The organism is Nocardia sp. CS682 (genome assembly GCF_004634405.1).
GTDB classification, from domain to species: Bacteria; Actinomycetota; Actinomycetes; order Mycobacteriales; family Mycobacteriaceae; genus Nocardia; species Nocardia ninae.
In genome coordinates this window covers 7,013,292-7,030,311 of the sequence record NZ_CP029710.1, presented here as the reverse complement: position 1 = coordinate 7,030,311, position 17,020 = coordinate 7,013,292, and the positions used below count along the sequence as shown (strand labels likewise).

At 68.8% G+C, this 17,020-nt stretch carries 16 protein-coding genes; 9 read left to right on the top strand and 7 right to left on the bottom strand.

Going from position 1 to position 17,020, the window contains the following annotated elements; translation table 11 throughout:
* Window positions 1–10: 10 nt before the first annotated feature.
* Both DMB37_RS31825 and DMB37_RS31820 read right to left on the bottom strand, forming a co-directional pair.
* Window positions 11–979, bottom strand: a complete 969-nt coding sequence (locus DMB37_RS31825) for a carbohydrate kinase family protein (protein WP_135235831.1) — start codon at window positions 977–979, stop codon at window positions 11–13.
* Between the two features lie 487 nt (window positions 980–1,466).
* Entirely contained in the window at window positions 1,467–1,823 is a 357-nt protein-coding gene (locus DMB37_RS31820; RefSeq protein ID WP_069165132.1) for an iron-sulfur cluster assembly accessory protein, read from the bottom strand.
* Window positions 1,824–2,081: 258 nt separating this feature from the next.
* Between DMB37_RS31820 and DMB37_RS31815 the strand changes: the two genes are divergently transcribed.
* Window positions 2,082–2,690, top strand: a complete 609-nt coding sequence (locus DMB37_RS31815; protein WP_240772598.1) for a DUF3043 domain-containing protein — start codon at window positions 2,082–2,084, stop codon at window positions 2,688–2,690.
* A 251-nt stretch (window positions 2,691–2,941) separates the two neighbouring features.
* On the opposite strand, the gene DMB37_RS40765 is transcribed toward DMB37_RS31815, so the two are convergent.
* Window positions 2,942–3,100 carry a hypothetical protein gene (locus DMB37_RS40765; RefSeq protein WP_159080223.1) on the bottom strand — a complete coding sequence of 53 codons (159 nt, stop codon included), beginning with the start codon at window positions 3,098–3,100 and terminating at the stop codon, window positions 2,942–2,944.
* 85 nt (window positions 3,101–3,185) lie between these two features.
* Here DMB37_RS40765 and DMB37_RS31805 point away from each other — a divergent pair, with 85 nt between their 5' ends.
* The 5 genes from DMB37_RS31805 (at window position 3,186) to DMB37_RS31785 (ending at window position 8,610) form a co-directional block, all read left to right on the top strand.
* Window positions 3,186–4,163, top strand: a complete 978-nt coding sequence (locus tag DMB37_RS31805) for a helix-turn-helix domain-containing protein (protein WP_135235829.1) — start codon at window positions 3,186–3,188, stop codon at window positions 4,161–4,163.
* 75 nt (window positions 4,164–4,238) lie between these two features.
* A complete protein-coding gene (gene cobU / locus DMB37_RS31800) occupies window positions 4,239–4,787 on the top strand; it encodes a bifunctional adenosylcobinamide kinase/adenosylcobinamide-phosphate guanylyltransferase (RefSeq protein WP_135235828.1) in 549 nt (182 codons plus the stop codon).
* Window positions 4,788–5,329: 542 nt separating this feature from the next.
* A complete protein-coding gene (gene cobT, locus DMB37_RS31795) occupies window positions 5,330–6,508 on the top strand; it encodes a nicotinate-nucleotide--dimethylbenzimidazole phosphoribosyltransferase (RefSeq protein ID WP_135235827.1) in 1,179 nt (392 codons plus the stop codon).
* A gap of 301 nt (window positions 6,509–6,809) precedes the next feature.
* Window positions 6,810–7,550: an adenosylcobinamide-GDP ribazoletransferase gene (locus DMB37_RS31790; protein ID WP_135235826.1), complete on the top strand. Its 741-nt coding sequence runs from the start codon at window positions 6,810–6,812 to the stop codon at window positions 7,548–7,550.
* A gap of 346 nt (window positions 7,551–7,896) precedes the next feature.
* On the top strand, window positions 7,897–8,610 hold the full coding sequence (locus DMB37_RS31785; RefSeq protein ID WP_135235825.1) for an MBL fold metallo-hydrolase: 714 nt from the start codon (window positions 7,897–7,899) through the stop codon (window positions 8,608–8,610).
* A gap of 158 nt (window positions 8,611–8,768) precedes the next feature.
* Here DMB37_RS31785 and DMB37_RS31780 read toward each other — a convergent pair whose 3' ends face one another.
* The 3 genes from DMB37_RS31780 to DMB37_RS31770 all read right to left on the bottom strand — a co-directional run bounded on the left by DMB37_RS31780 (window position 8,769) and on the right by DMB37_RS31770 (window position 11,962).
* Window positions 8,769–9,866 (bottom strand): branched-chain amino acid aminotransferase, encoded by a 1,098-nt coding sequence (locus DMB37_RS31780; RefSeq protein WP_135235824.1) that lies wholly within the window; start codon window positions 9,864–9,866, stop codon window positions 8,769–8,771.
* Between the two features lie 263 nt (window positions 9,867–10,129).
* Window positions 10,130–11,230, bottom strand: coding sequence for a glycine cleavage system aminomethyltransferase GcvT (gene gcvT, locus DMB37_RS31775; protein WP_135235823.1), 1,101 nt, complete (start codon window positions 11,228–11,230; stop codon window positions 10,130–10,132).
* A gap of 126 nt (window positions 11,231–11,356) precedes the next feature.
* Window positions 11,357–11,962, bottom strand: coding sequence for a GNAT family N-acetyltransferase (locus tag DMB37_RS31770; protein ID WP_135235822.1), 606 nt, complete (start codon window positions 11,960–11,962; stop codon window positions 11,357–11,359).
* A gap of 98 nt (window positions 11,963–12,060) precedes the next feature.
* On the opposite strand from DMB37_RS31770, the gene DMB37_RS31765 reads away from it, so the two are divergent.
* Together DMB37_RS31765 and DMB37_RS31760 are read left to right on the top strand one after the other, a co-directional pair.
* Entirely contained in the window at window positions 12,061–12,873 is an 813-nt protein-coding gene (locus DMB37_RS31765; RefSeq protein ID WP_240771745.1) for a TetR/AcrR family transcriptional regulator, read from the top strand.
* Window positions 12,870–14,381, top strand: coding sequence for a leucyl aminopeptidase (locus tag DMB37_RS31760; RefSeq protein WP_135235821.1), 1,512 nt, complete (start codon window positions 12,870–12,872; stop codon window positions 14,379–14,381). The genes DMB37_RS31765 and DMB37_RS31760 overlap by 4 nt, the downstream gene beginning before the upstream one ends.
* A gap of 217 nt (window positions 14,382–14,598) precedes the next feature.
* On the opposite strand, the gene DMB37_RS31755 is transcribed toward DMB37_RS31760, so the two are convergent.
* Window positions 14,599–14,961, bottom strand: a complete 363-nt coding sequence (locus DMB37_RS31755; protein ID WP_135235820.1) for an oxidoreductase — start codon at window positions 14,959–14,961, stop codon at window positions 14,599–14,601.
* A 261-nt stretch (window positions 14,962–15,222) separates the two neighbouring features.
* Here DMB37_RS31755 and sucB point away from each other — a divergent pair, with 261 nt between their 5' ends.
* A complete protein-coding gene (gene sucB / locus DMB37_RS31750; RefSeq protein WP_135235819.1) occupies window positions 15,223–17,007 on the top strand; it encodes a 2-oxoglutarate dehydrogenase, E2 component, dihydrolipoamide succinyltransferase in 1,785 nt (594 codons plus the stop codon).
* Window positions 17,008–17,020: the final 13 nt, after the last annotated feature.

The following is a 17,020-nucleotide window of genomic DNA, read 5'->3' as shown; positions in this document are numbered from 1 at the left end:
GCGAGCAGCCTCAGAGCAGCGGCTTGATCTCCGCGGCCGCAGCGGCACCGTAGGCGTCGGCCAGACGCTCCAGGGCCGTCTCCTTGTTGAGCGTCCACTCCTGGGTGCCCATGGTCTCCAGGACCAGGACGGCGATGAGCGAACCCAGCTGGGCCGAGCGCTCCAGGCTGAGGCCCGCGGTGTGACCGGTGAGGAAGCCCGCGCGGAACGCGTCGCCGACGCCGGTCGGCTCGACCTTCGTGGTCTCCGGGACGACACCGACGGTGAGCTCGGTGCCGTCGCGGTCGACGATGTGCACACCGTTCTCGCTCAACGTGGTCACCCGGATGCCGACACGCTGCGCGACCTCTTCCTCGCTCAGGCCGGTCTTCTGCAGCAGCAGCGCCCACTCGTACTTGTTCGTGAAAAGGTATGCGGCGCCGTCGATCAGCTGCACGGCCTGCTCGCCGTCGAGGCGGGCCAGCTGCTGGGACGGGTCGGCGGCGAACGGGATGCCGAGTTCGCGGCACTGGGCGGTGTGCAGCAGCATCGCCTCGGGGTCGTTGGCGCCGACGAGCACCAGATCCAGCGTGTGCGCCTTGGCCAGGTCGCCGATGGAGATGTCGCGGGCCTCGCTCATCGCGCCCGGGTAGAACGACGCGATCTGCGCCATGTCGTCGTCGGTGGTGCAGACGAAACGGGCGGTGTGCGCCTTCTCCGAGATCAGCACCCCGGAGCAGTCGACGCCGTGCTTCTCCAGCCACTGGCGGTACTCGGCGAAGTCGGCGCCGACCGCGCCGACGAGCAGGGGTGTGCGGTTCAAAAGCCCCATGGCGTAGGCGATGTTGCCTGCGACGCCGCCGCGGCGGATCTGCAGGTCGTCGACGAGGAAGCTGAGCGAGACGTGGTCGAGCTGATCGGCCAGCAGTGCGTCGCGGAACCGTCCGGAAAAACGCATGAGGTGGTCGGTGGCAATGGACGCGGAAACGGCGATGGACACGAGGCTGGCCCTTCAACGGTAGGCGGCAGGCGGTGCAGACCGGGAACGAAGTCCCAGCATTACCGTACCAATGTTGGTCGGCGCCTCCGAGACCTCGATGCGGTGGGCGACGCGCCGAGAATGGCGGCGGCGCGGGATCGTTGGGGCGCGGCGGCGTTCTCGTCGGCTCGGCGAGTCGCGCGAATCCTTACGGATTCCGTCGCTTCGGGTGCTGGTACAGCCGTCGGGACAGAGTTGACTGGGCTACGGCGGCGGGCCCTGGGGGTCGCGACACCGCCGGCTCGGATCGAGTCGGCTGTCGTCCTGCGGCCACGGCACCGCGGCAGACATGGCCACCGTGGGTACCGCTGTGGATCCGGGCCACCTCCGGCAGGCACCACCATCCGGGGCGCTGAGGGCGAAAACGCGCAACCCCACGTGAGCAATGCTCACGTGGGGTGGGCTGTTTACGCGGTGAACCCGCTTGCGACGAGGCGGACGGGTTCGATCAGTTGAAGGAATCGCCGCAGGCGCAGGAGCCGGTGGCGTTCGGGTTGTCGATCGTGAAGCCCTGCTTCTCGATGGTGTCGACGAAGTCGATGGAGGCACCCTGGATGTACGGGGCGCTCATCCGGTCGACGGCCAGCTTGACGCCGCTGAATTCGACAACGATGTCGCCGTCGAGCGAGCGATCGTCGAAGAAGAGCTGGTACCGCAGGCCGGCACAACCACCCGGCTGGACTGCGATGCGCAGCGCCAGATCGTCGCGACCTTCCTGGTCCAGCAGCGCTTTCGCCTTGCTGGCGGCAGCATCGGTCAGCACAGCACCGTGGGTTTCGGTGGCGGTCTCGTTCTGCACAGTCATGAACTCTCCTCGAGGAACCTGTCGTCGACCCGTGAACAGCGCACGGGTCGTGTCGGTCAACACCACTCGGCGGGCTGCTATTCCCCATCTTGCCACCACCGCGCCCCGGGGAACACGTCACCTCCGTGACCCGCGACACCTGCGCGAATCGGACCGCATTTCCCGCCGGGTATTCCATCGAATAGCCTGGTCGATGTGAAATTGTTCCGTCGCGGCGAGTCCAGCACCACCGACGCGGCCGCCGATCAGACGGCGGTCGTGGACGGCGGCTCGGCCGCGGGCTCCACTCGCACGGCGGTCACCGCCACCGCGGGCAAGGGCCGTCCCACCCCGAAACGCCGTGACGCCCAAGGCAAGCGCCGTGGCCCGGTCGCTCCAGCACCGCTCACCGCGAAGGAGGCCCGCGCCCGGCGCAAGGCCACTCGCGGCAGCAAGGAGGAGCGCAAAGCGGCCGCGGCCGAGCGCAAAGCGGCCGTCCAGGATCGGCGCTCGCGCATGCTCGCCGGCGAGGACAAGTACCTGTTGCCGCGCGACCAGGGGCCGGTCCGGGCGTTCGTGCGCGACATCGTCGATGGTCGGCGCAACCTGGTCGGCTTGTTCATGCCGATGGCGCTCGTGCTGATCCTGTCGATGTTCGTCGCGCCCGCACTGCAAACGATCGTCACGCTGGCCATGCTGGTGATGATGGTCTTCATGATCGCCGAGGGATTCCTGCTCGGGCGGATCGTGAACGGGCGGGTCAGGGAGCGTTTCCCGGACAGTGACGACACCGGGTACAAGCTCGGCTGGTACGCGTTCGTGCGTGCTTCGCAGATCCGCAAGATGCGGGCGCCGAAGCCGCGGGTCAGTCCTGGTGACGCTATCTAGCTCGCCTGTGGTGAAGCGGGGGTGCGCTGCGGTGCGGCCCCGCTCGCTCATGTTCGCGGTGCGAGCTGCCTAGGGTGCTTGACAGCCCGCATGATGAACGCGCGCATCGACGTCTGCATGGTCTGCGTCCGCTTTCAGGGCAGCACCTCCGTTTGTGGCCACTTCGGCCCAGCACGGTCTACCAACCAACATGATTGCGGCCCGGCTCGTGGAATACGAGCCGGGCCGCGGTCGGTTGCGGAGACATGCGGTCAGATGTTGCTGGTTCGGCCGTGCATCGCCGACAGCTCGGCCTGCATCCGCTGCCGGTCACGATCGGTGATGTTCGTCGAACCGGCGGGAGCGGAGTAGTGGCTCACCAGGGTGGCGAAAGCGACGATGACTGCGAGGGCGATCAGGAAAGTAATCATGGCAGTAATTTTGCGCCCGTTGAGTTACCGCCGAAAGTGGCTGAACTGACAGTCTTCGTAAAGATCCAGCCATTAGACTAGCGGCATGCTGTCGAAGGTTGCCGTCGTCCTGTCCGAGCGCATGGCCATGTTCGAATTCGGGGTCCTGTGCGAGGTTTTCGGAATGGATCGAAGTGCCGACGGACTCCCCTCCTTCGACTTCAAGGTCTGCGGCGCCGAACCCGGGAAACCGCTGCACTCCACCACCCCGGGCATCACGGTGACCCCCGAGTACGGCCTCGCGGAGCTCGCGAAAGCGGACCTCGTCGCCATCCCGGCCGCCTCCACGAAGGACGGGTTCGATCCGCGCGTCGTCGGCGCTGTCCGCGACGCCGCGGCGGCCGGTGCGACCGTGCTGACCGTCTGCTCCGGCGCCTTCCTCGCCGGCGCGGCCGGCCTGCTCGACGGGCGCAAATGCACCACGCACTGGAGCTACGTCGACCTGCTCGCCGAGCGGCATCCCGAAGCGACCGTCGACCCCGACGTGCTGTACGTCGACGCGGGCAACCTGATCACCAGCGCGGGCACCGCCGCGGGCATCGACGCCTGCCTGCACCTGGTACGCCGGGAACTCGGCAGCTCGGTGGCCAACGCGATCGCGCGCCGGATGGTCGTGCCACCGCAGCGCGACGGCGGTCAGCGTCAGTTCATCGAGCGCCCCGTCGCCACCTGCACCTCCGACAGCCTCATTCCCACCCTGGAGTGGATGAACGAGAACCTCGACCTCCCGCACACCATCGAGGACCTGGCCGCCCGCTCCACCATGTCCACCCGCACCTTCGCCCGCCGCTTCGCCGCCGAAACCGGCACCACCCCCGTGAAGTGGCTCACCAATCAGCGCGTCCTGCTGACCAAACACCTGCTCGAGGAGACCGACCTCGGACTCGAACAGATCGCCACCCGAGCCGGTTTCGGCTCCGGCGCACTCCTGCGCCACCACTTCCAGCGCCTGGTCGGCATCGCCCCCACCGAATACCGCCGCCGCTTCGGTGCCACGCCGGAGGTAGTCGAGACCCCCGCCTGACTCCGGCAGGCGGAACAACGCGCGCCCGGGTCGCACCGGCGCGGGCGCGGCATCGGTCATTGATACCGTGCTGACGTGTCGCACAGTCTCTCGTCCGCCGAGCCGCGCCGGACCCTCGTCCTGGGCGGCGCGCGATCCGGGAAGTCCACCTTTGCCGAGGAGTTGGCCGCGGCGGCCGGTCCGGTCCGCTACCTCGCGACCGCCATCCCCGACCCCGCCGACCTCGACTTCGCCGCCCGCATCGCCACCCATCGCGACCGCAGGCCCGCCGACTGGACCGTGCTCGAAAGTGCCGACCCGGCAGCCGTTCTCAGCGCGGCGACCGAAGGCACAACGCTGATCGACGACATCGGCACCTGGCTCACCGCCTGCATCGACGCCCGCGACGCCTGGGAATCCCCGCGCGGCACCGTCTCCCCCGACGCCGACGCCCTGGTCGCCGCGGTAGGTGCCTACCCGAATCGCCTGGTCATCGTGAGCCCCGAGGTCGGCATGGGCGTCATCCCCGCCACCCGCTCCGGCCGCCTGTTCCGCGACGAGATCGGCACGCTGAACCAGCGGCTCGCCAAAGCCTGTGACGAGGCATACCTCGTCGTAGCCGGACTTCCCCTGCGCCTCAAGTGAATCGGACAGCCGAGCGCCGCCTCCGTACAACGTCGAGCGCTCTTACTCCGCACCCTCGCACAAGCCCACCCAAGGCATCGCGCTGGTCTGCCCTAGCGCAGGCCGGTACGAAACAGCCGAGCGTGTTATCGCCCGCGCGCCACGCCGTGGTCGCGGCCGAGCACAGCCGCTCCGTCGGCGCGGCCTTGCGCAAAAGGTGCCGCACCACGAGCGCCACGCCGGGCTCCTCGAGCAGGTTCGGTGTGTAAGGCCACGGAGCGTGTCATCTCTGAGCGTCACGCCGGTCCCGCAGCCGAGCACGTCCGCTTCGTCAGCGCGGCCTTGCGGAGCCGGATACCGCCGAATCCACTGGATCGTCGCGCGCTGCGGAACCGGATATCGTCGAAACCCGCCGCGCCCTGGCTGCTACGCGACGCACAACCGTCGAACGGGTGCGCCGACGCCGAGCGGTCCGGGCGGCTGATGTGTGCGGCAATGTCTGCGGCGGGCAAGATTGAGCGACGTATGGGTGTATTGACCGTCCTGACCGGAAAGGCTCGACAGTGACACACGGATTTGGACCGGTGACGCCTCCTGACGCAGAGGTTCGGGCGGCGGCCGAGCGGCGGCAGGCGCAGTTGACCAAACCCGGTGGGTCGCTCGGGCGGCTGGAGGAGCTCGGCAACTGGGTGGCGGCGTGTCAGGGTGTGTGCCCGCCGAAGCAGTTCGAGCGGGCCAGAGTGGTGGTGTTCGCCGGGGATCATGGCGTTGCGCGGCACGGGGTTTCGGCGTACCCGAGCGAGGTCACCGCGCAGATGGTTGCGAATTTCCTCGGCGGAGGGGCGGCGGTGAACGCGCTCGCCGTCGTCGCCGGCGCCACCGTTCGCGTGGCGGACATCTCGGTCGACGCCGAGACCGATTCGCTCGTCGCCAGGCACAAGGTGCGCCGCTCCAGCGGGGCCATCGACCGTGCGGACGCGCTCACGCCCGCCGAGGTGGCGTCCGCGCTCGCCGCAGGTAAAGCGATCGCCGACGAGGAGATCGACGCGGGCGCCGACGTACTCATCGCAGGCGACATGGGCATCGGCAACACCACCCCCGCCACCGCCCTCATCGCGACGCTGACCGACACCGAACCCGTCGCCGCCGTCGGCCGCGGCACCGGAATCGACGACGCGGGCTGGGCGCGCAAGGTCGCCGCGATCCGTGACGCCATGCGCCGAGCCCGGCCGGTCGCCAAAGATCCGGTCGAGCTGCTGCGGGTCGCCGCGGGCGCCGATTTCGCCGCGATGGCCGCATTCCTGGCTCAGGCGGCTACCCGGCGCACGCCCGTCATCCTCGACGGCGTGGTCGTCACCGCCGCCGCCCTGGTCGCCGAAGATCTGGCCGCGGGCGCTTCGGCCTGGTGGCTGGCCGGCCACCGCTCCACCGAACCCGCGCACAACCTGGCCCTGCAGCGCCTCCGCCTGGAACCCTTGCTGGACATGAACATGCGCCTCGGCGAAGCGTCCGGCGCCCTCACCGCCCTCCCCCTCCTGCGCGCCGCCGTCGCCACCCTCGCCGAGATGTCCACCTTCGCCGAAGCGGGCGTCAGCACCGCCGACACCGACACCGCCGACAACACCGACCTCACCATCCCCGCCGACACCGCCGACGCCCCCGGACTCACCGCGCCCACCGACACCGCCGATCTCACTGCGGCCCCCGACACTCCCTCCGCCACACCGGATTTGCGGAAATGAGTGCCCGGCTGTCGCTGACCGAAGCGCCCGTCGGGTTCGGCGAACCCAGCGGCAGCCACGGTGCCCTTGTCGCACAACAACTTCCAGTCACGGACCGGGTGGCGTTCACCGGTCTCGACCCATCCATCAGCACCGATCGCGTCGGTGCGGCACAGCGTCCAGCGACCGCCGGCTGGGTGACCTCCGCTGAGTTCGTCAAGTCCGGCGGCAGTGCTGGCGCCCCTGTCGCGCAGCGCCTGCCAACCGCGGACTGGGCGACGTCGAATGGACGCGGCAGTTCGCGCCTCGCAGGTCCGCGGGCATGAACGGGCTACGACTGGCGGTGTCATGGCTCACCGTTGTGCCGGTGCGTGGACCGGAGACTGTCGATCGGGGAGCGGCTGGGCGGGCAATTGCGTTGGCGCCGTTGGTGGGTGGGCTGCTCGGGGCGGGGGCTGCAGGGCTGCTGTGGGTGCTGGTCTGGGTGGGGGCCAGTCCGGTGCTTGCCGGGCTGCTGGTGGTCGGGGCGTTGGCGTTGATCACCCGGGGCATGCACCTGGATGGACTTGCCGACACGATGGATGGGCTCGGCAGCTATGGCCCACCCGAGCGGGCCAGGCAGATCATGAAGAGTGGCGGCGCGGGGCCATTCGGGGTCGCCGCCCTCGTGTTCTCGATCGGCGTCCAAGCGGTTTCGTTCGCCGCGCTGGCCGAGGCGGACCGCTGGTTCGCCGTCGCCCTTGCGGTCACCGTCGGCCGCATCGCGGTAGTCCTCGCCTGTCGCAAGGGCATCGAGGCCGCGCCGGACACCAGCTTCGGCGCCCTCGTCGCCGGTACCCAGCACCCGTTGACCGCCGCTCTGTGGTTTGCCGCCGCTCTCACCGCCGCACTCTTCGCCACACCCGACCACTGGCAAGGCCCCCTCGCCATCCTCATCGCCCTCACCGCCGCGACCATCCTCGTCCGCCACTGCGTCCGCCGCTTCGCCGGCCTCTCCGGCGACACCCTCGGCGCCACCATCGAACTCACCGTCTCCCTCACCGCCGCGACCATGTCCCTTTGACGGACACCCCATGATCACCGGGACACGAATGCCACGACCAGCAAGGCGTGCCGGAGCCCCGCCGCACACATCGCTGCAGTCCGTCCCATTTACGATGGTCTGCCAAGACATTTCGCCGACAGTCAGGTCGCACTACCCAGTCGACACTCGAGCGTCAGCCTCGCCCGGCGCTTCCGGCGACATGTTTGCGGCCTCATCCGAGTGGCGTGCACCACACTCTCTCCTAATATTGATCAAGCCCAACTGAGCGTTCGTCCAGTCGTTCTGAGGGATCCGTGTTCGGCACAGCAAACAATTTGCGCCTGCGGCGCGCGGATCGTCTGGGTCGGGCAATAAGGTGGGCGGTATGTCTTCTGAGCGCCTGTATTTTCGCCAGCTGTTGTCGGGGAGGGACTACGCCGTCGGCGATCCGATTGCGACGCAGATGAGAAATTTCGCGTATCTGATCGGTGATCAGGAGACCGGCGAATGTCTGGTGGTCGATCCGGCCTACGCGGCGGCGGATCTGGTCGATATCGCCGAGGGTGACGGGCTACGGCTGACCGGGGTGCTCGCGACCCATCACCACCCCGACCACGTGGGCGGAACGATGCTCGGATTCACTCTGGGCGGTGTCCGCGAATTACTCGAAAAGACAAGCGTCCCAGTGCATATCAACGCACAGGAGCTTTCCTGGGTAGCCAACGTCACGGGTATCGCACCGAGCGAACTCACCGGACACGAGCACGGCGACAAAGTCAGCGTCGGCACCTTCGACATCGAACTTCTGCACACCCCCGGACACACTCCGGGCAGCCAATGCTTCCTGTTCGACGACCGCCTCATCGCGGGCGACACCCTGTTCGTCGACGGCTGCGGCCGCACCGACTTCCCCGGCGGCGACTCCGACGAAATGTTCCGCAGCCTGCGCTATTTGGCCGAATTGTCCGGCGACCCGGTCGTCTACCCCGGGCACTGGTATTCGCAGGAGCCGCACGCTCCGCTCTCCACTGTCCGGGACAAAAACTACGTCTTACGCCCGAAGACTTTGGACGAGTGGCACATGTTCATGCCCAGCTGATTCCCCAGGCGCACGGGCGGGAAATCACCCGCCCCCCACAGGTACGGCATTCGCCACGCCGGCCACGATCCGTCGCAATCTCCGCACCGGACCGAGTTGAGTGGCACACCATTGCGGCAAATCGCGAGAGACCCGCACCATGGTGTGCCACTCACCGACTACATCGTGCGCATCCACCCATGGATGTCGGCGAAAGTTCCCCGCTGGATACCGGTGAGCGTGTCGCGCAGCGCCATGGTGACCTCACCGGGCTCGCCCCCACCGATGGTGAACTCACCGTCCGCGGACTGAACCCAGCCGACAGGAGTGATCACCGCGGCGGTGCCACACGCGAAAACCTCGGTGATCGCACCGGATTCAGCGCCCTTGCGCCATTCCTCGACCGACACCTTGCGCTCTTCGACCGGGAACCCGGAGTCCGCGGCCAGGGTGAGCAGCGAGTCGCGCGTGATGCCGGGCAGCAGCGCACCGGACAGCTCCGGGGTGACCAGGCGGGCTTCCGAACCGGACCCGAACACGAAGAACAGGTTGTTGGTACCCATCTCCTCGACGTAGCGACGCTCGCACGCATCCAGCCAGACCACCTGATCGCAACCCTGCGCCGTAGCCTCGGCCTGCGCGAGCAGCGAGGCGGCGTAGTTGCCGGCCACCTTGGCCTCGCCCGTGCCGCCGGGCGCCGCGCGCACGTATTCGGTCGACAACCACACCCGCACCGGCTTGACCCCGCGCGGGAAGTAGGCACCGGCCGGGGAGGCCATGAGCAGGTACTTGTAGCCCGCGGCGGGCTTCACGCCGAGCCCGGCCTCGGTGGCGAACATGAAGGGGCGCAGGTACAGCGAGTCCTCGCCGCCCGCGGCGGGCACCCAGTCGCGGTCCACCTCGAGCAGCTGACGCACGGACTCGATGAACAGTTCCTCCGGCAGTTCGGCCATCGCCATCCGACGGGCGGAGCGGCGGAACCGCGCGGCGTTCGCGTCGATGCGGAAGCAGGCCACGCTGCCGTCGCCGTGCCGGTACGCCTTCAATCCCTCGAAGATGGCCTGTCCGTAGTGGAAGACCATGGTCGCGGGGTCGAGGGGCAGCGGGCCGTACGGCTCGACGCGGGCGTTGGTCCACTCGTCGCCGGTGTAGTCGATCGAGACCATGTGGTCGGTGAAGAACCGCCCGAACCCGGGCGCCGCCAGTACCTCTTGTCGCCGCTGCGCCGGAGCGGGCGCGGGATGCGGGACACGGGCAAACTGTGCAGCAACGGTCATGTGCCTGATCCTAGCCAAGCCCCGTTCAAGCTTTGCGCCCGATCGGCCACCTCACCGCAGAACTTCCCGCGACGCCACGAGGCGCGCACCAAAATGCACCGTGCGCCCCCATTCGCCCCAGGAAACCACACCGCTCAGTACGCAATCTGCGCACCCACCAACCCGCCACGCCGCGACTTTCGCGCGACACGCCGTCTTCCGCAGTGCCCCGAGCCAGCAGTGCTTGCCGCGCGCCAGCTCCCCGCGCGGCAAGCAACCCACACCTACTTCGTATTCGTCTCCACGAACGGTGGCCGGATGACCGCACACCGAAGCCGCCGTCCGCGAACATCCACCTCGACCTCGGTACCGGGCTCGATGCCCGCCTCGGTGTCGAGCAGCGCAAGCGCGATGCCGATCTTGAGGGTCGGCGAGAACGTGCCGGAAGTGGTTTCGCCGACCGGCTCCCCGTCACGCAGCACCGTCTGCCCTTGGCGCAGCACGCCGCGGTCGAGCGCTTTGAGCCCCAACAGGGTTCGGCGCGGCCCGGCCGACTTCTCCTGCTCCAGTGCGGCTTTGCCCCAGAACTCGGGCTTCTTCCACCCGACAGCCCAACCGGTGCGAGCCTGCACCGGGGAAATCTCCAGGGACAGTTCATGTCCGTGCAGCGGGTAACCCATCTCGGTGCGCAACGTGTCACGGGCACCGAGGCCCGCGGCCTGGCCGTCGGCGGCACGCACCTGCTCGACGAGGGCACGGAACAGCGGCTCGGCGTCGGCCCAGCGGGGCAGCAGTTCGTAGCCGTGCTCGCCGGTGTACCCGGTGCGGCACACGCGGACCGGGCGTCCATCCCATTCGGCGTCGGCGTAGGCCATGTACTCCATGTCGGTGGGCAGGCCGAGCGCGGTGAGGACCTCGGTCGAGCGCGGACCCTGCACCGCGAACACCCCGTACTCGCGGTGCTCATCGGTCACCGTGATGCCCTCGGGCGCCACCTTCTGAAGTTCCGCGACCACCGCCGCGGTGTTGGCCGCATTGGGGACGAGGAAGATCTCGTCGTCGCTCACGTAGTAGGCGATCAGGTCGTCGATCACGCCACCGTCGGGCGCGCAGCACAGCGTGTACTGCGCCTTGCCCGGCCGGATCCGGCCGAGGTCGTTGGTGAGCGCCGAGTTCACGAAGGCCGCCGCGCCCGCACCGCGCACCGTCGCCTTGCCCAGGTGGCTCACGTCGAACAGTCCGACCGTGGTGCGGACCGACTGATGTTCGGCCACCGTCCCCTCGTAGGAGACGGGCATTTCCCACCCGCCGAACGGCGCGAAAGTCGCCCCCAGCTCGACGTGTACACCATGGATAGGGCCTTGCAGCAGGTTCGAGTCGGTCACCCGGCGAGCTTATCCGCCACCCGCAACCGCCGTCCCCACTCCCGCCCCGACTCCGTCTGAGCCCTCAGACGGAGCCTGTCGAGCGGGACATGAGAGCGGCTCGCCGCCGTCATGTCCCGCTCGAACTCATCCGCGGAACCACATGGGACGGATGGTGGGTCCGTTCTCGGGGAGGTCGTGCGTGGTGCCGGTGGCAGCGAACCCATTGCGGGTGTACAGCCGGGCGGATCGCTCGGTGCTCGCCTCGAGGTAGGCGGGCAGTCCCGCCGAGGAGGCCGCCTTGGTCCGATCGGCGAGGATCGCGCCACCCGCGCCTTTCCCGCGATGCTGCGGCACCGTGACGATCACCTGCAGATACCAGTGCGGGAACTCCCGGGGATGCGAGCTCGCGAGCAGGTCGGTCAGCACGGCGACCCGCTGCAGCGGACGCACATCGGGCGCACTCGCGGCCATAGCGCGCGCCTCGACGGCCTCTGCCTCGAACCGCGCCACCGACTCCACCCGCTGCCAGATCGACACCGCCCAGATCTCCGATCCGGTACCCGCGAGCCATATCTGGTCATCACTCAGCGCGCGGTCGATGAGACCGGGCACGTACTGCGGGCTGAACTCCTCGACGGGATACCCGTCGAGCACCCATTCCGTCACCACCTCGTCCGGGCTGGCGATGCTGTACGCCTCGATCACCGCACCGCGATCCCGCGCCCCTGCCTGCCGAACCGTGATTTCCATCCGCTGACCCTTTCGTCGTGAACACCGTGTTCTTCTGCCAAGGTAGGCAGGCCATCGCGGCATCGCTAGAATTTCGTCACACCTGTTCGTGTGTCGAAATGGAGGCCGATGTGGCCTGCGGAATCTGCAAGAACGCCCTCACCCAACCGGCCCGCGGCCGCAAACGCCGGTACTGCTCACGCGCGTGCCAGGCCCGCGCCTATCGAGCTCGCCGCACCGAAGTGACGCCCACTCCACGCACCGCGCGCCCCGCCAAACTGACCACGATCGGCATCCTGCGCGCCGCCGTCGACCTGGCCGACCGCGAGGGCATCGACGGACTGTCCATGCGCAGATTGGCCAGCGAACTCGGCGCGGCAACCGCGGGCCTGTACCGCCACTTCGCCGACCGCGAGGCACTCCTGGCAGGCATGGCCGAACTGGTACTCGCCGAAATCCATCAGCCCGACACCGAATCCGGCGACTGGCGAGCCCGCCTGATCCACGAGGCGCACGAGGAATGGCAGCTGTATCAACGCCACCCCTGGATGCTGCCGATCCTCGCGCGCATGCGCCCGCCGATCGGCCCCGCGCTCCTGGACATTCTCGAACGTTCCTTCGCCGCCCTCGACCAGCGCGGCCTGACCCGTGACGCGATGCTGGCGATGTATCTCGCGTTCTCCGGTTTGGTTCAGGGGCTCGCGTTGCTGACCAGTTCCGAACGCGCCGAACGGCAGCGCACGGGCGGGCCGAGGGAGTTGCCGGCCGATCACGCCGAGTTGCTCGACCCGGCGGTGCGCCCCGTGCTGTATCGGCTTTTCGCCGACGGCCCGCCCGGCCCGGACCTGGACTTGGACGCCATCCTCGACACCGGCCTCGGACTGCTCCTCGACGGCATCGCGATCAGACTGCCCAGTAGCCTGTCGCCATGACCGCTGTTGCAGATCGTTCACTAGGACCGGAACTCGCACGTACCCAGATCATCGGTGCGGACACCGACGTCCTCGTTCTCGGTATCACCTCGTCGGAGAACGGTCCCGCCATCGTGCCCGAGGACCTGTTCAGCGACGTGCTCACCGCCGATGTCCGTGCGGAACTGCTGGATCAGCTCGGTGCGGTCGGCGCGAAGGGCAAGGCCGAGGAACTGACGCGAGTTCCCGCCCCGGCCGCGCTGGCGGAGGTGACGAGCGTGCTCGCCGTCGGCCTCGGCGCCGCCGACAAGATCGACGCCGAACAGATCCGCCGCTCGGCCGGTGTCGCCGCACGCGCGCTGTCGGGCACCGAGCTCGTGGCGACCACCCTGTCGGGTCTCGACATCGGCGCCGCAGCGGAGGGTTTCTACCTCGGCGCCTACACGTTCACGCCGTTCAAGTCGGGCAAGTCCGCGCCGAAGCCGGACGAGCGGCCGGTGGCCAGGGTCGAATTCTTGGTGCCGGAGCCGGAATTCGGCGAGGCCGAGCTGTTCCGTGCCCAGCTGATCGCCGAAGCGGTCGCCACCGCACGGGATTTCGTGAACACCCCGCCCAGCCACCTGTACCCCGCCGAATTCGCCGCCCGCGCGGAGGAATTGGCGAAGGCGGCCGGGCTCGACGTCGAGGTGCTCGACGAGAATGCGTTGGACGCAAGCGGTTACGGCGGCGTGCTCGGCGTGGGCAAGGGTTCGTCGCGGCCGCCGCGGCTGGTCCGGATCACCTACGCGGGCGGGCCGAAGAAGATCGCACTGGTCGGCAAGGGCATCACCTTCGACACCGGCGGCATCTCCATCAAGCCCGCGCAGAACATGGAGAACATGACCTCGGACATGGCGGGCGCCGCCGCGGTGGTCGCCACCACGCTGCTCGCCGCGCGGCTGAGCCTGCCGGTGACGGTCACCGCGACCGTGCCGATGGCCGAGAACATGCCGTCGGCCACCGCGCAACGCCCCGGTGACGTGCTCACCCAGTACGGCGGCACCACCGTCGAGGTGCTCAACACCGACGCCGAGGGCCGCCTCATCCTGGCCGACGCGATCGTGCGGGCCGGCGAGGACGAGCCCGACTACCTGATCGACGTCGCCACCCTCACCGGCGCGCAGATGGTCGCGCTCGGCACCCGCACCCCCGGCGTGATGGGCACCGACGACTTCCGCGACCGCGTCGCCGAGATCTCCCGGCGGACCGGCGAGAACGGCTGGGCCATGCCGCTGCCCACCGAGCTGCGCGCGGACCTCAACTCCAAGATCGCCGACCTGGCCAATGTCGCCCCGCACCGCTGGGGCGGCATGCTCTCGGCCGGACTGTTCCTGAAGGAGTTCGTCCCGGAGGGCGTGCAGTGGGCCCACTTGGACGTCGCAGGCCCGGCCTACAACACCGGCGGACCGTTCGGCTACATCGGCAAGGGTGGCACCGGCGTGCCGGTCCGCACCCTCATCGCCGTCATCGAGGACATCGCCGCGGAGTGAGCACGGTGCGCCGTCCGGAGCTCTCGGACGGCGCACCTCCGCCCAGCGATCCGCCGAATCTGCGTTCAGTGGCACACGGCTGCGGCAAACCACGAGAAGACCTCACCATGGTGTGCCACTCACGGCTGCTGACCCACACTTTCGGCGCACGCCACTCGAGGTCTTCGCCGCACGCCGAATCGACCGCTATACGGCGTCGCTCGCCGGTAGCCAGGAGCTATAGATCCCGCAGTTCCGCTTCGAACGCACGCTGCCGCTCGATGCGTTTGCGGGCGTCATAGTCGCGCATCCGTTGTGGATATCCAGTCTTGCCGACCTCGTAAACCGGAATCCGCAAATCTTTGGCAAGCCGCTGTGCCCCGCGCTCTCCGACGATCCGCCGCGTCCATTCGCCGTCCGCGGCGATCAGCACGACAGTGACATCGGTCACGGTTGTTTTCGGCTCCAAATAGCCTTCGACACCGACATGGGTACGCACCCACTCGGCGAGATAGCGGGCGTCCTCGCCGCCCCCCGAACCCGCACGTATTGCGCTACCACCCCGGGTCGCGCCGCCTCGGAAACGATCTAGCAAACCCAACGACGCGCACCTCCTTTCCAACCCCGGCACAGAGTGCGCGCCGGTCTCCTCATCTTGCCAGCTCGACGAAGTTCACTGCCCTTGTGCTACACGCCGGGCGGTCGAGTGCAAGGATGGATCGCGGTACAAGAACCACACAGATCTCCGGTGCCACGCACAATGATCGGTGGCTTTCGGACTCGCGCCGCAACCCGCGACGGGGGTCCGCCGAGAGATCAACTGTTGTAGAAACCCGTCGAGCAGTCAGAGGAGTCAGAGGACATGGCCTTCTCCGTCCAGATGCCAGCTCTTGGTGAGAGCGTCACCGAGGGAACGGTCACCCGGTGGCTGAAGCAGGAAGGAGACACGGTCGAGGTCGACGAGCCGCTGCTCGAGGTCTCCACCGACAAGGTCGACACGGAGATCCCGTCCCCCCAGGCGGGCGTGCTGTCGAAGATCGTCGCCCAAGAAGATGATGTGGTCGAGGTCGGTGGTGAGCTCGGCGTGATCAGCGAAGCCGGCGAGGCGTCCGAGTCGAGCTCGGCTCCCGCCCCCGAAGCCGCTGCCGCGCCCGCGCAGGAAGCTCCCGCCGAGGAGGCTCCGGCCGCCGAGCCCGAGCCCGAGGCTCAGGAAGAACCGGCCCAGGCGCCCGCCGCCGAGGCCGCGCCCGCGTCGTCGGGCGATGGCACCGCGGTCAAGATGCCCGAGCTGGGCGAGTCGGTCACCGAGGGCACCGTCACCCGGTGGCTCAAGGCGGTCGGTGACGATGTCGCCGTCGACGAGCCGTTGCTCGAGGTCTCCACCGACAAGGTCGACACCGAAATCCCTTCGCCGGTGGCGGGCAAGTTGCTCGAGATCACCGCGCAGGAAGACGATGTCGTCGCTGTGGGTGGACAGCTCGGCGTGATCGGCAGCGGTTCCCCCGCGAAGGCCGAGCAGCCCGCGCCGAAGCCTGAGCCGAAGCCCGAACCCAAGCCCGAGCCGAAGCCGGAACCCAAGCCGGAACCGAAGCAGGCCGCCGCGCCCGCCCCGGCTCCGAAGGCCCCGGCCCCCCAGGCCCCCGCGCCGAAGGCGCCCGCCGCGACCGCTACGGCGACCGCGTCGGACTCCACCGGCAACGGTTCCACCCCGTACGTCACCCCGCTCGTCCGCAAGCTGGCCGACGAGAACGGCGTGGATCTGTCCTCGCTCACCGGTTCCGGTGTCGGCGGCCGCATCCGCAAGCAGGACGTGCTCGCCGCCGCGGAGGCCAAGAAGGCCCCGGCTCCGGCCGCCGCCGCTCCGGCCGCCCCCGCCGCCAAGGCGAAGGCCGCCCCCGCGGCCGCCAGCCCGCAGCTGGCGCATCTGCGCGGCACCGTGCAGAAGGCGAACCGCATCCGGCAGATCACCGCGACCAAGACCCTGGAATCGCTGCGCACCACCGCGCAGCTGACCCAGGTGCACGAGGCCGACGTCACCAAGATCGCGACGCTGCGGGCCCAGGCCAAGGCGTCGTTCAAGGAGCGCGAGGGCGTCAACCTGACGTTCCTGCCGTTCTTCGCCAAGGCCGTCGTCGAGGCGCTCGGCGTGCACCCGAACGTCAACGCCAGCTACGACGACTCCTCCAAGGAAGTCACCTACCACGCCGCGGTGCACCTCGGCATCGCCGTCGACACCGAGCAGGGCCTGCTCTCCCCGGTGATCCACAACGCGAGCGACCTGTCGCTGGCCGGCCTGGCACGCGCCATCGCCGACATCGCCAACCGCGCCCGCAACGGTGGGCTCAAGCCGGACGAGCTGTCCGGTGGCACGTTCACCATCACCAACATCGGCAGCCAGGGCGCGCTGTTCGACACCCCGATCCTGGTTCCGCCGCAGGCGGCCATGCTCGGCACGGGTGCGATCGTCAAGCGCCCGGTGGTGGTGAAGGACGACACCGGCAGCGAGTCCATCGGCGTCCGCTCGATGTGCTACCTGCCGCTCACCTACGACCACCGCCTGATCGACGGTGCGGACGCGGGTCGCTTCCTCACCACGATCCGGCACCGGCTCGAGGAAGCGGCGTTCGAGGCCGACCTCGGTATCTAGCCGTCATGTTCAC

What these genes read in the sequence shown, in the direction of transcription:
- DMB37_RS31820 (WP_069165132.1), bottom strand. Translation starts at nt 1,823, where the DNA reads ATGACTGTGCAGAACGAGACCGCCACCGAAACCCACGGTGCTGTGCTG.
- DMB37_RS40765 (WP_159080223.1), bottom strand. Translation starts at nt 3,100, where the DNA reads ATGATTACTTTCCTGATCGCCCTCGCAGTCATCGTCGCTTTCGCCACC.
- DMB37_RS31805 (WP_135235829.1), top strand. Translation starts at nt 3,186, where the DNA reads ATGCTGTCGAAGGTTGCCGTCGTCCTGTCCGAGCGCATGGCCATGTTC.
- DMB37_RS31790 (WP_135235826.1), top strand. Translation starts at nt 6,810, where the DNA reads ATGAACGGGCTACGACTGGCGGTGTCATGGCTCACCGTTGTGCCGGTG.
- DMB37_RS31785 (WP_135235825.1), top strand. Translation starts at nt 7,897, where the DNA reads ATGTCTTCTGAGCGCCTGTATTTTCGCCAGCTGTTGTCGGGGAGGGAC.
- DMB37_RS31780 (WP_135235824.1), bottom strand. Translation starts at nt 9,866, where the DNA reads ATGACCGTTGCTGCACAGTTTGCCCGTGTCCCGCATCCCGCGCCCGCT.
- DMB37_RS31770 (WP_135235822.1), bottom strand. Translation starts at nt 11,962, where the DNA reads ATGGAAATCACGGTTCGGCAGGCAGGGGCGCGGGATCGCGGTGCGGTG.
- DMB37_RS31765 (WP_240771745.1), top strand. Translation starts at nt 12,061, where the DNA reads ATGGAGGCCGATGTGGCCTGCGGAATCTGCAAGAACGCCCTCACCCAA.
- DMB37_RS31760 (WP_135235821.1), top strand. Translation starts at nt 12,870, where the DNA reads ATGACCGCTGTTGCAGATCGTTCACTAGGACCGGAACTCGCACGTACC.
- sucB (WP_135235819.1), top strand. Translation starts at nt 15,223, where the DNA reads ATGGCCTTCTCCGTCCAGATGCCAGCTCTTGGTGAGAGCGTCACCGAG.